This is a genomic window from Sphingobium sp. JAI105 (assembly GCF_015752145.1).
GTDB classification, from domain to species: Bacteria; Pseudomonadota; Alphaproteobacteria; order Sphingomonadales; family Sphingomonadaceae; genus Sphingobium; species Sphingobium xenophagum.
Genome location: NZ_JADOUC010000001.1, coordinates 886337 through 899400, shown reverse-complemented (window position 1 = coordinate 899400; position 13064 = coordinate 886337). Strand labels below are relative to the sequence as shown.

At 64.2% G+C, this 13064-nt stretch carries 12 protein-coding genes; 7 read left to right on the top strand and 5 right to left on the bottom strand.

Translation table 11 applies throughout. From position 1 onward, the window contains the following. Positions 1-23 precede the first annotated feature (23 nt). From IWY39_RS04170 to IWY39_RS04150, 5 genes are all read right to left on the bottom strand, one after another. Entirely contained in the window at positions 24-1163 is a 1140-nt protein-coding gene (locus IWY39_RS04170) for an aspartyl/asparaginyl beta-hydroxylase domain-containing protein (RefSeq protein WP_107125083.1), read from the bottom strand. A gap of 40 nt (positions 1164-1203) precedes the next feature. Next, positions 1204-2412, bottom strand: a complete 1209-nt coding sequence (locus IWY39_RS04165) for an MFS transporter (protein WP_107125084.1) — start codon at positions 2410-2412, stop codon at positions 1204-1206. Between the two features lie 152 nt (positions 2413-2564). After that, positions 2565-3248: a L,D-transpeptidase family protein gene (locus tag IWY39_RS04160; protein ID WP_107125085.1), complete on the bottom strand. Its 684-nt coding sequence runs from the start codon at positions 3246-3248 to the stop codon at positions 2565-2567. Between the two features lie 54 nt (positions 3249-3302). After that, the gene (locus IWY39_RS04155) at positions 3303-5570 is read right to left on the bottom strand and encodes an NADP-dependent malic enzyme (protein WP_107125086.1); all 2268 of its coding nucleotides are present in this window, start codon (positions 5568-5570) and stop codon (positions 3303-3305) included. 9 nt (positions 5571-5579) lie between these two features. Next, the gene (locus IWY39_RS04150) at positions 5580-6503 is read right to left on the bottom strand and encodes a LysR family transcriptional regulator (RefSeq protein WP_107125087.1); all 924 of its coding nucleotides are present in this window, start codon (positions 6501-6503) and stop codon (positions 5580-5582) included. A 91-nt stretch (positions 6504-6594) separates the two neighbouring features. Here IWY39_RS04150 and IWY39_RS04145 point away from each other — a divergent pair, with 91 nt between their 5' ends. The 7 genes from IWY39_RS04145 (at position 6595) to IWY39_RS04115 (ending at position 13063) form a co-directional block, all read left to right on the top strand. Further along, a complete protein-coding gene (locus tag IWY39_RS04145; RefSeq protein ID WP_107125088.1) occupies positions 6595-8712 on the top strand; it encodes a malate synthase G in 2118 nt (705 codons plus the stop codon). A gap of 50 nt (positions 8713-8762) precedes the next feature. Further along, positions 8763-9863, top strand: a complete 1101-nt coding sequence (locus tag IWY39_RS04140) for a L,D-transpeptidase family protein (RefSeq protein WP_107125089.1) — start codon at positions 8763-8765, stop codon at positions 9861-9863. A 2-nt stretch (positions 9864-9865) separates the two neighbouring features. Next, positions 9866-10438, top strand: a complete 573-nt coding sequence (locus IWY39_RS04135) for a M23 family metallopeptidase (protein WP_181316777.1) — start codon at positions 9866-9868, stop codon at positions 10436-10438. Positions 10439-10541: 103 nt separating this feature from the next. Continuing rightward, positions 10542-11105: an elongation factor P gene (gene efp, locus IWY39_RS04130; protein ID WP_017184608.1), complete on the top strand. Its 564-nt coding sequence runs from the start codon at positions 10542-10544 to the stop codon at positions 11103-11105. A 97-nt stretch (positions 11106-11202) separates the two neighbouring features. Next, complete coding sequence (locus IWY39_RS04125) at positions 11203-12015, top strand: inositol monophosphatase family protein (RefSeq protein ID WP_017184607.1); 813 nt, start codon at positions 11203-11205, stop codon at positions 12013-12015. Between the two features lie 128 nt (positions 12016-12143). Then, positions 12144-12518, top strand: coding sequence for an NADH-quinone oxidoreductase subunit A (locus tag IWY39_RS04120; RefSeq protein ID WP_017184606.1), 375 nt, complete (start codon positions 12144-12146; stop codon positions 12516-12518). Beyond that, entirely contained in the window at positions 12509-13063 is a 555-nt protein-coding gene (locus IWY39_RS04115) for a NuoB/complex I 20 kDa subunit family protein (protein WP_026002669.1), read from the top strand. Before IWY39_RS04120 ends, IWY39_RS04115 begins: the two co-directional genes overlap by 10 nt. The last annotated feature ends 1 nt before the right edge of the window (position 13064 follow it).

Here is a 13064-nt window from a genome sequence, read left to right as displayed (position 1 = left end):
GCCCGTGCTGCAAAGCCTTGGTCTTAGCCGCCCGTGTCGATCTCTGCCGGTCCGAACTGGTCGATGGCCTCGAAAAGCCGGGCAAGCGCTTCGCGTTCTTCGGGCAGGATTTCCGGGCGCCAGACTTCGAACAGCAGGACGACGCGGGTTTCAGCGCTGCGGTTCCATGCCTCATGTTCGACGCTGTCGTCGAAGATCAGCATTTCGCCCGTCCGCCAGGCGCGGGTCTCAGCGCCGACGCGCAGCGCGCAGTCGCTGGGGGCGAGCAGCGGCAAATGGCAGATCAGGCGGGTATTGAGCAGGCCGTGGTGCGGCTGGATATGCGTGCCAGGCTTGAGCAGCGACCAGAGCGCCATGGGCGAGCGGCCAGCGATGATCGGCCGTGGCGCCAGATTCAGCGCAGCCATGACGGCCGGGCAGCGGGCGGCGTGGTCCGCCACGGGCTTGCCGCTTTGCCAGAAATAATAGGCGCCCCAACTGGGATCGTCGCGCAGCGGGTTGTTGGGGGCGGGGCCGTGCGACGGGGTTTCTACATAGGGCGCAAAATCGGCGGCGCCTGCGCGGACGGCGTTCAACTCCGTCACTATATCATCTGTCATCGCCTCTATTGCGGCGACCCAGTCAAACTCTTCCCGCTCGTAAAAGGCGCGTTGGGGCAGGCCGGGGAAATAGAACATGCTGGGTTGCTGGAGGTAAAGCTGGCTCTTGCCCAGCAGCAGATCGGTCGCCAGCGTGATGCGGGGCAAGGCAGGCAGGTCGCTGATGGCGGCGCTCAGATGGTCCTCGAACCGGGCGCTGGCGTTGTTCAGGATCGCCTGCGCCTGAAGCAGCATCGGCTGGAGTTGCGGCGGCGCGCCGGTCGCGGCGGCTTGCGCCACGGCGGCACGGCACCAGCGCGTTGCCTCCCGGTCATCGCCGCGTCGCAGGGCATTCTGTCCCATGGCCAGCAGGGCGGGGAGATCGCGGGGCTGTTCCCGCAATATGCGCCGGAGCGCGGCGGCTTCGCCGTCCCAGTCGCCGGTGCGGTTGCATGCCTGCGCCAGCAGCATGGGTGGCGGGGCCGCCATTTCATGCAAGGCTGCGCGCGCGACTGCCGCATCCCCGCGTCGCAATGCTGCGATGGCTGCCTCTTGCAGCGCGCTCTCTCTTGCCCGGTCGGTCATGGTCCCGCCTTAAACGGTGGCGGAGCGGCGCGAAAGCGGCTTATTCGCAGGGGACGGCCACCAGCCGGTCGGTGCGCCGCTCCAGCATGATCGACAGCAGGAAGATGCCAAGCCCGCCCAGCGCCAGCGCCGCACCGATCCAGCCCGTCGATGTGAGGCCGTAGCCTGCCGCGATCGAAAGGCCGCCAAGCCATGGGCCAAGCGCATTGGCGATGTTGAAGGCGCTGTGGTGCAGCGCGGCCGCCAAGGTCTGCGCATCGCCCGATACGTCCATCAACCGGGCCTGCAATGGTGTGCCAAGGCCGCCGCCTGCGCCGATCAGAAAGATGCTGAGGCAGAGCGTCCAGATATTGCCGGCCATGAAGGGGAAAAGCGCCAGAGCGGCCGCGCTCCACAGGGTGACGCCGATGACGGTGCGCTTGAGCGAGCGGTCCGCGCACCATGCCGCGACGAGATTGCCGATCGTCAGGCCGATGCCGAAAATGGCGAGCACCACCGGCACCCAGGATGGGGAGACATGGGTGATCTCCATCATGGTGGACGCCACATAGGTATAGACGGCGAACAGCCCGCCAAAGCCAATCGCGCCGGTCAACAGAGTGAGCCAGACCTGGGGCCGGGTGAGGGCGCCCAGTTCGCGCGCCGGGCTGGCCTTTGGATCGCCCGCATCGCGCGGGGCGTAGAGCGCCACCAGCGTCATTGTCGCAATGGCGAGCGTAGTCACGACGATAAAGCCGGAACGCCAGCCCATCGCCTGCCCCATCCAGTTGGCGACGGGTACACCGACAACGGTTGCGACCGTCAGGCCCGACATGACCCGCGCAATCGCCTGCGTGCGCCTTTCGATCGGAACCAGGCTGGCGGCGACCAGTGCGGCGACGCCGAAATAGGCACCATGCGGCACGCCGCTCAGAAAACGGAACACGAGCATCCAGCCATAGCTGGGCGAGAGGGCGGAGAGGCCGTTGCCGATAGCGAACATCGCCATCAGGCCGATCAGCAAGGTTCGGCGCGGCAGGCGCGCACCAAAAGCAGCAATAACAGGCGCGCCCGCAACCACCCCCAGTGCATAGGCGCTGATCGCATGGCCTGCGGTCGGCGCGTCTATGCCCAGGTCATGGGCAAAGAAGGGCAGCAGGCTCATGCTCGCGAACTCGGTCGTGCCGATGGCGAAGGCGCCGACCGACAGCGCAAAAAGGACGAGCGCGGGATGCGCGGTCGGGCGGGAAGTGCCCATGGTCAGCTCCATGCTGCATTGCAAATAGGGGGAGCCGCCAGATGGGCGCAGTGACAGCGCTGGTCAAGGGCGGTGCCGCGTGAGTTTATTGCAAGTGCGTGGTCATGACGTGCAACCCGGCGCGGGCGTGGCCGAATGCATCTGGCCGTGCGGCATTAGTGGGCTTATCCGCCGACCTGCGCCTTGCTCACATCCAGCATCTTGCCGTTGGTGATGACGACCAGATCGCCCAATTTGGTGACGCCGAACAGCTTTTGGGCAAATTCCTTGGGTACCCCGATGCAGCCATGGGTGCCGCGGCCCCATTGGACGTCGCTGCCATGGATGAACACGCCGTCATTGGTCAGGCGCTGCGCGAAGGGCATGGGGGCATTGTCATAGGTGCGCGAATAATAGTCGGCATGTTTGGCCATGATCGGGAATGCGCCCAGGGGGCTGGGCTTGTCGGTTGCGCCGTAGAGAATGACGGCGGCGCCGATTTCGTAACCGGCGCGGAATACGGACAGGGTTTGCGCACGCAGGTCGACAGTGATGATGACCCGTCCGGCGGCGGGGGCGCCATGTTCGTCCCAGACATAATCGCCGTGGCGGAACGGCCCGTCAATCTTGAGCACGCGTTTGACGCGCAGGGCGTCGGGATCGACCGCCATGCCCTGATCGCTGCTGCGCTCGACGGGTTTGGCCGGTGCCGGAGCAGGCGCGGCGGCAGTCGTGGCCGCTGGCGCTGTTTCCTCGGCAGCGGGCCGGTCGATCCAGTTAGTCACGAGCAGGCCGACGCCCGCAAGTCCCGCGCCGATCGCCAGCTTGGGTCCGGCGCTTTTCGCCAGCGCCTTGAGCAATCCAGCCATGTCAATCCTCGCTTGAATCCCGTCGGCGACACTATAGCGCCGAAAAGGTTAAGCTCAGCCTTCGCGCGCGACTTCCGCTGCCGCGATGGCGGTGAGATTGAGTATGCCGCGCGAAGTGACGCCCGGCGTAAGGACGTGGATCGGCTGTTTGAGGCCCATCAGCATCGGCCCGACCGTGGGCGAGCTGGAGGAGGCGGAGAGCGCCGTCAGCGTGATATTGGCTGCGTCCAGATTGGGCATCACCAGCAGATTGGCCGGACCTTCAAAGCGCGAGTCGGGAATGAGGCGTTCGCGCAACGACTGGCTGAGCGCGGCGTCGGCGTGCATTTCACCATCGACCATCAGTTCGGGCGCGGCTTCGCGGACCAGCTTGAGCGCCGACCGCATCTTGCGCGCGCTGTTGCTGTGCGAAGCGCCGAAATTGGAGTGGGACAATAGCGCCGCGCGCGGGGTCAGGCCGAAATTGAGCAATTCCGCCGCCGCCAGCAACGTCATTTCGGCTACCTGCTGCGGTGTCGGGTCGGGCACCATATGGGTGTCGGTGATGAACAGCGCGCCTGCGTCCAGAATCAGGCCAGACAGCGCATAGACGCGGCTCTGCCCCGGCTCCCGGTCGATGATGCGCAGCACATGTTCGACCTGGCCCCAATATTCGCTGTTGCCCCCGACCAGCGCGGCATCGACACGGCCGGTGCGCAGCAGCATGGCGGCAGTAACGGTCGGACGGCGATAGACATGGCGGACGACTTCGGCGGCCGGCACGCCGCGCCGGGATGCGATGGCGCGATAGGCTTCGACCAGTTCGCCCATGACCAGATGGTCGGTTTCCGGGTCGATCACCTCGACATCGCGGTCCAGCTGAAAGCGCAGGCCAAGATCTGGCAGCTTCTGCTTCAGGATGCGGCGACGCGCGACGATGACCGGGCGCACAATCGCTTCGTCCAGCGCGTCCTGAATGGCGCGCAGCACGCGCTCATCCTCTCCTTCACCATAAGCGATCCGGCGGCCGCCGCCGCGGGCGGCCTCGAACACCGGCATCATCAGCTGGCCGGAGCGGGTGTTCTGGCGCGACAGGTTGCGCTTATAGTCTTCCAGATCAATCGGGCGGCGGGCGACGCCGCTGTCCATCGCAGCCTTTGCCACGGCGGGCGCGATCTCCGCGATCAGGCGCGGATCGAAGGGGGTAGGGATGATGTAGTCCGGGCCGAATGCCAGCTTCCGGCCGCCATAGGCTTGCGCAACGCTGTCATGCGCGGGCAGGCGTGCAAGGCCGGCAATGGCTTCGGCAGCGGCGGCCTTCATCGCTTCGTTGATCTGGGTCGCGCCGACGTCCAGCGCACCCCGGAAGATATAGGGGAAGCACAGAACGTTGTTGACCTGATTGGGATAATCCGACCGGCCCGTGGCGATGATAGCGTCGGGGCGCACTTCGCGCGCGGCTTCGGGCCGGATTTCCGGTTCCGGGTTGGCGAGCGCGAAGATCAGCGGATTGGGAGCCATCAGCGGCAACCATTCAGGCTTCAGCACGCCGGGGGCGGAAAGACCCAGGAACAGATTGGCGCCGGGCAGCACGTCGGGCAGGGAACGGGCGTTGGTGACGCGGGCGTAGCGCGCCATGTTGGGGAGCATCCCTTCGCGCCCCGCATGGATGACGCCGTCCTTGTCGGTCATGGTGACGTTATCGACCGGCAGGCCCATCGAAACGAGCAAGTCGACGCAGGCAAGCGCAGCGGCGCCTGCCCCGGACGTCACAAGCCTGGCATCGGCCAGTGTCTTGCCCTGCAAGACGAGCGCGTTGCGCACGGCGGCGGCGACGACGATGGCGGTGCCATGCTGGTCATCGTGAAAGACCGGAATGTTCATCCGTTCCTTCAGCCGCGCCTCGATCGCGAAACATTCCGGCGCCTTGATATCTTCCAGATTGATGCCGCCGAAGGTCGGCTCCATCAGCGCGACGGCTTCGACGAACTTGTCGGCGTCAGTCGTATCGATTTCGATGTCGAATACGTCGATGTCGGCGAATTTCTTGAAGAGGACCGCCTTGCCCTCCATCACCGGCTTCGATGCCAGCGCACCAATCGCGCCGAGGCCAAGGACAGCCGTGCCGTTGCTGATCACCGCGACAAGATTGCCCCGCGCGGTGTAATCGAGCGCCTTGTCGGGATCGTCGGCGATTTCCATGCAAGGTGCCGCAACGCCCGGCGAATAAGCCAGCGCCAGATCGCGCTGGTTGACCATTCGCTTGGTCGGTTCGATGCGGAGTTTCCCCGGTCGGGGAAAGCGGTGATAGTCAAGGGCGGCGCGGCGTGTGTTGTCGTCCATAAAATGCCCTTAGAGCGGCTGCGCGTCAGGAGCAATGGCCGTGCGCTCCCAAGGTGGAGTTGGCGCATAGAGATTGGTCAGAAAATCGACGAAGCTGGTGATTGAGAGCGGCGGATTTTGCTGCGGCAATTGCACCGCGAACAGGCCAACATCCGAAGAACCTTCAAAGTCGGGCAAAATCTGTCGCACGTCACCGCGCGCCAAAGCGTCGCTAATGTCCCACAAGGATCGCAGCGCGATGCCGCCGCCAGCGAGCGCGATTTCGCGGACGACTTCGCTGCTATTGGTACGGACGTGGCTGCGGCCCTCTATCGTCACCGGACCTTTCGGCCCGACCAGCCGCCAGGGCATCTGCCCCTCAGCGGCGAGCAGGCGATGAGCCTTTAGGTCCGCTATCCGCCGGGGCGTATCGAACCGGTCGAGATAAGCCGGCGCAGCGCACAGGATGCGGCGATTGGTGGCAAGCCGCCGGGCGGCAAGGGTTGGGCCGGGATCGGCAGTGATGCGGATGGCGAGGTCCGCGCGCGCCTCGATCAGGTCGGCGAAATCGTCGGACAGGTTGAGGGTCAGGTCGACACGGGGATGATCGTTGAGGAATCGGGGAAGCCAGGGCGCGAGATGAAGGCGACCAAAGGATGTGGGCGCGGTGATGCGGAGCGGCCCGGCAGCGACGGCCGAGACGCCTGACACGCGCCGTTCAGCCTCGTCGAGCGCCGCCAATATGGCGCGCAGGTCGGTATGGAGCCGCTCCCCCGCCGGGGTGAGCGCCAAACGTCGGGTGGTGCGATGGATCAGCCGCGCGCCAAGCCGCTCCTCCAGCCGGGCGAGGCGCTTGGACATCATGGCGGGTGATATATGCAGGCGGCGGCCCGCTGCGGCCAGGCCGCCTTCGTCCACGATGGTCGTGAACAGTTCATGGTCCGGGTCCATCATATTAATTCACCATGGGAAATACTGTGTTCGTATAATAGTGAATATACGACATAATCGAAAAGGTCTATGGATGCCCCAACCAAGGAGTGGAATGATGACCGAACGCATGATCGACCGGGCTGGCCTTCAGGTCGCAGCTTCGCTCGCCGCCTTTATCGAAGACCAGGCGCTGCCCGGCACCGGGATCGAGCCTGAAGCCTTCTGGGCCGGAACAGCGGATATTTTTGCTCGGTTTGCGCCCGATAATGTCGCTTTGCTGCGCAAGCGCGACACGATGCAGGCCCAGATCGATAGCTGGCACGAACAGCGCGCCGGGCAGCCGCATGACGCGGCCGCCTATCAGGCGTTCCTGCGCGAAATCGGCTATCTGGTCGCAGAGCCTGCACCCTTCACCATCGGGAGCGAGAATGTCGATGATGAGGTCGCACGGCTCGCCGGGCCGCAACTCGTCGTTCCCATCCTCAATGCACGTTTCTTGCTGAATGCGGCCAATGCGCGCTGGGGCAGCCTTTACGATGCGCTCTATGGCACTGACGCGATCCCCGGATCGGCTGCGGGCAAGGGCTATGACGCTGCGCGCGGGGCGCAGGTCATCGCCTGGGCCAAGGCGTTTCTGGACGATGCGGTCCCGCTGGCCAATGGGCGCTGGGCGGATCTGACCAGTGACGAGATCATCCTTGCCCATCCGGCGCAATATCTGGGGCAGAGCGCGAAGGGCCGTCTGTTCCGCCATAACGGCCTGCATATCGAGGTTGTTTTCGATCGAGACCATCCGATCGGCGCGACCGATCCCGCTGCCATATCCGACGTCATCCTTGAATCGGCGCTGACCGCGATTTGCGATCTGGAGGATTCGGTCGCGGCGGTCGATGCGGAGGACAAGGTTGCGGCCTATGCCAACTGGCTGGGCCTGATGAAGGGCGACCTGACCGAGACGTTCGAAAAGGGCGGCGCGATGATGACCCGCGCGCTCAATCCCGACCGCGCCTATAGCGCGCCCGATGGCAGCAACTTCACCCTGCCGGGGCGCAGCCTGTTGTTTGTCCGCAATGTCGGTCACCTCATGACCACGCCTGCCATCCTGCTGCCCAATGGCAAGGAAGCGCCCGAAGGCATATTGGACGGCATCGTCACCAGCCTGATCGCGCTGCATGACTTGCAACGGGACGGCGGCAACAGCCGGGCGGGTAGCGTCTATATCGTCAAGCCCAAGATGCACGGGCCGGAGGAAGCGGCCTTCACCAACCGCCTGTTCGACGCGATCGAGGATATGCTGGGCATGGCACGCCATACGCTGAAAGTCGGCGTCATGGATGAGGAACGGCGCACCTCGGCCAATCTGGCCGCCTGTATCCATGCTGTTTGCGACCGGATCGTTTTCATCAACACCGGCTTCCTCGACCGCACCGGGGACGAGATGCACACGTCGATGCAGGCCGGGCCGATGATCCGCAAGGGCGAGATGAAGAGCAGCGACTGGATCGCGGCCTATGAGGATCGCAACGTCCAGATCGGCCTTGCCTGCGGGCTGTCGGGCCGGGCGCAGATCGGCAAGGGGATGTGGGCCGCGCCCGACCGCATGGCCGACATGCTGGAGCAGAAGGCCGGGCATCCCAAAACCGGGGCAAACACGGCCTGGGTGCCTTCGCCCACCGCCGCGACGCTGCACGCGACCCATTATCACCGGATCGACGTTTTTGCCCGGCAGGAGGAGCGCAAGGCAGAGGGCATTGCCTCGCTCGACCGGCTGCTGGCCATTCCGGTCGCTAACGGGCGCAACTGGTCCGAGGAAGAAATTGCCGAGGAACTGGACAATAATGCGCAGGGCATGCTGGGCTATGTCGTCCGCTGGATCGATCAGGGGGTCGGTTGTTCGAAGGTTCCTGACATTCACGACATCGGCCTGATGGAGGATCGGGCAACGCTGCGTATTTCGTCGCAGCATATGGCCAACTGGCTGCTGCATGGCGTCTGCACGGCGGAACAGGTCGATGCGGCGCTCGCGCGGATGGCGGCGAAGGTCGATGCGCAAAATGCAGGCGATCCGCTGTATCAGCCGATGAGCGGTCGGGAAGCGGAGAGCCTGGCCTTTCAGGCTGCGCGGGCGCTGGTGTTTGAAGGCGTCGAACAGCCCAACGGCTATACCGAGCCGCTGCTTCATGCCTGGCGGGCGCGGGCCAAGGCGCAGGCGGCGCTCGAACCGGCATAAGCCATTGCCACAGGCAGCCTTTTGACAGGTTTGGGCGTTCTCTCCTCATTATGTGGGAGAGGATCATCTTGAAACAGTCTCTGCTTGTGGTGGCCCTGTGCTGTTCGGCGTGCAACCTGTCGGTGACGGAGGCGAATGACAGTGCCCCCGCGCCGCAGGGGGAAGAACGTAGCGCAACGCAGGCCGCGATCGATCCCTACGCCTTTGTCCTGCAGCCTGAACCGGCTGGTGTGCCGCCGCGCGTGGATTCGATCCTTCAGGCGCAGGTCGCGCTCGATCGGGCGGGCTTTTCGCCCGGCGTGCTGGATGGCAAGGAGGGCATGTCCTTCACCAAGGCGCTCACCGGCTTTCAGCAGGCGCGCGGGCTGACCCCCAATGGCAAATATGATGAGGCGACGGCGAAAGTCCTGCTGGGCGATGCGCCGCCACCCGCCACATGGATCGTGCAGGTGCCGGAGGGTTTTGCGCGCGGGCCGTTTGCCGAAATTCCCAAGGGGCTGAACGAACAGGCGAAGCTGCCTGCCTTGTCCTATCGCAATCTGCTGGAGAAGCTGGCGGAGCGGTTTCACACAACGCCGGAGGCGCTGGTGGCGCTGAACCAGCCGGGCACGCGGGTAGGGGCGGGAGCCAACATCCGGGTGCCGGCGATCGCCAACCAGCCCGTCGCCACGATCGAGGGCGATGCGCGCGGTTGGGGCGAGACGCTGGCGAGCCTGGCAGTCGCCAAGGATCAGCCCAAGGCCGATCATATCGTGGTCGACAAGTCCGAAGGGCTGCTTAAGGTCTATGACGCCGACGACCGGCTGATCGCGCAATTTCCGGCGACCACCGGGTCACAGCATGATCCCTTGCCGATCGGCGACTGGACGGTGAAGGGCGTCAGCCGCAATCCCGATTTCCATTATAATCCGGACCTGTTCTGGGATGCGTCGGCCAAGGATGAGAAGGCGGTGCTGAAGCCCGGTCCCAATGGTCCGGTCGGTGTGGTCTGGATCGACCTGTCCAAGGATCATTATGGCATTCATGGCACGCCGGAGCCGCAGAATATCGGCCGGACCCAAAGCCATGGCTGCATCCGCCTGACCAATTGGGATGCAGCGCGGCTGGCGCAGATGGTGCAGAGTGGCATGAAGGCGGTGTTCCAGCCGTGAAACTGCGGGCGCGACGGTGGGGCTGGGTGGCAGTCGCGCTGCTGGCCTGCGTCGCCTTTGCGCATTTTTGCGTCCGCATCGTCCCGGCCGATGCGCCCGCTGGCGATCCGGCGCCTGTCCAAGAGGCCGCGGATCGTGGCGGAGCGTTGATCGTGCCGGTCGCGGGCGTCTCGCCTGCCGCATTGACCGATACTTTCAAGCAGGCGCGGGCGAGTGGAGCGCGACGGCATGACGCGATCGACATCATGGCGCCCCGCGGCAGCCCGGTCATCGCGGTGGCGGATGGAAGGATCGAAAAGATATTCTGGAGCGAGGCGGGCGGGCGGACGCTCTATCTGCGCTCGCCCGACCGGCGCACCCTCTACTATTACGCCCATCTGGACAGCTATGTGCCCGGCGTGCGCGAAGGACAGACGGTGCGTCGGGGGCAGTGGATCGCGCGCGTGGGGAGCAGCGGCAATGCCGATCCGGCGGGGCCGCATCTCCACTTCGCGGTCCACATAATGACGCCGGACGAGCCGTGGCATGGCGGGCGTCCGGTCAATCCCTATCCGCTGTTGACCCGCGCCCGATGACGCCCCTCTTGCCCTGAGGCCCGTCTGTCTGTATTGGCCCGGCCAGCCTTTTTTGATGAAGGCGCGGCTCTTTTCACCACAGACATATAGGCAGGCTCTTCCCATGAAGATCAGCGGCGTGGACATTCGTCCCGGCAACAATATCGAATATGAAGGCGGCCTGTGGCGCGCTGTCAAGATTCAGCACACCCAGCCCGGCAAGGGCGGCGCCTATATGCAGGTCGAACTGAAAAACCTGATCGACGGTCGCAAGAATAACGTCCGCTTCCGCTCCGCCGAAAGCGTCGAGCGCATCCGGCTCGACACCAAGGATTTCCAGTATCTCTACGCTGAAGGCGACATGCTCGTTTTCATGGATCAGGAAAGCTATGAGCAGATCAACCTGCCGCAGGAATTGCTGGGCGATGCCGCCGACTTCCTGCAGGACGGCATGGAAGTGACGCTGGAAATGTATGAGGAGCGGCCGATTTCGGTGCAGTTGCCCGACACGATCGAGGCGACCGTGGTGGAAGCCGACGCCGTGGTGAAGGGGCAGACCGCCTCCGCCAGCTACAAGCCCGCAATTCTGGACAATGGCGTGCGCGTCATGGTGCCGCCGCACATCGTCAGCGGCACGCGCATCGTGGTCGATGTCTATGCCCGCGAATATGTGAAGCGCGCGGACTGACTCGCGCTTGAAGCCAAGGGGAGGGTGGGTCGCGCCCTCTCCATCACATGCCCTCCCCCGACCCCTTCCGCCAGCGGGAGGGGAGAAAGACATAAAAATGGTCAGCCATTCAGGCCTTCTCACCGTCATGGAACGCGCCGCGCGCAAGGCCGGCTCCAAGCTGCGCCGCGACTTTGGCGAGGTCGAGCATCTTCAGGTGTCGCGCAAGGGGCCTGCCGATTTCGTGTCCAAGGCGGACAAGCAGTGCGAAAAGACGCTGGTCGAAGAGTTACAGAAGGCACGGCCCGACTGGGGTTTCCTGCTGGAGGAAGGCGGGGTGATCGAGGGCGATCCGACCAAGCCGCGCTGGATCATCGATCCGCTCGATGGCACCACCAACTTCCTGCACGGCATTCCGCATTTCGCCATCTCGATCGCGGTCGAGGAGCCGCTTTATGGCGGCAAGCGCGACATTACGACGGGTCTGGTCTATCAGCCGGTTTCCGATGAAAGCTATTGGGCGGAAAAGAGCCGTGGCGCGTGGCGGCATGACCAGCGGTTGCGCGTGTCGGCACGGCGCGACATGGGCGAATGCCTGATCGCGACCGGCATACCGTTCATGGGGCATGGCGACTTTGCGCAATGGACCCGCATTTTCGGCGCGGTCGCGCCGTCGGTCGCGGGGATTCGCCGCTTTGGCGCGGCGTCGCTGGATCTCGCCCATGTGGCTTCGGGCCGGTATGACGGCTTCTGGGAAAGCGGCCTGCAGCCCTGGGACGTGGCGGCTGGCATATTGCTGGTGCGAGAGGCGGGCGGCTTCGTGTCCGACTTCCGTGGTGGCGATCAGGCGATCGAGCGCAAGGAAGTGATTGCGGGCAATGACGCGATCCACAGCAAATTGCACAAGCTGGTCGCCAACGCCCTGCGCTAAAGGGCATCTAGGCCAAGCGGTTCAGCCACTTGGCCTTTTTGCGATTCATTCTCAGTCCTTAGGCCCCTTGCTTCGCATATGCAGCAGGCCTAAAGCGCCCCCACAACCTTTTCGCCCAGGGGATAACGTTGGTCGATCTTGCCCAATATCTGCCGATCCTGATCTTTCTTGGGGTCGCGCTGCTGCTCTCCAGCGCATTCGTCTTTCTGCCGATGCTGGTGGGTCGCCTGACCGGCGCGCACAAGCCGAACCCGGCCAAGCTCAGCGAATATGAATGCGGTTTTCCCGCGTTCGAGGAACCGCGCAGCCAGTTTGACGTCCGCTTCTATCTGGTGGCGATCCTCTTCATCATCTTCGATCTTGAAGCGGCGTTCCTGTTTCCCTGGTCGGTAAGCCTGGACCAGATCGGCTGGGCCGGCTGGGCGACGATGATGATTTTCATAGCGGAGCTGGTGCTCGGCCTCGTCTATGCGTGGAAGAAGGGAGCGCTCGATTGGGAGTAGAACTCTATAGCCCGGCGCCCGGCACCTTGCCGCCCGTCGGGACTCAGCCCGATCAGGACTTCTTCAATTCGCTCAACAGCGAAGTGAATGACAAGGGTTTCCTGGTCACATCGACCGAAGATCTGTTTACCTGGGCGCGTACCGGGTCGCTGTGGTGGATGACCTTTGGCCTCGCCTGCTGCGCGGTCGAGATGATTCACGTCAACATGCCGCGCTACGATATGGAGCGTTTCGGGGCCGCGCCGCGTGCGTCCCCGCGCCAGAGCGACGTGATGATCGTCGCGGGCACGCTGTGCAACAAGATGGCTCCAGCGTTGCGCAAGGTTTACGACCAGATGTCTGAACCGAAATATGTGATTTCCATGGGCTCCTGCGCCAATGGCGGTGGCTATTATCATTATAGCTATTCGGTAGTGCGTGGTTGCGACCGGATCGTGCCGGTCGACATCTATGTGCCGGGTTGCCCGCCGACTGCCGAAGCGCTGCTCTATGGCGTGATGCAGTTGCAGCGCAAAATCCGCAGGATCGGGACGATTGAGCGTTAAG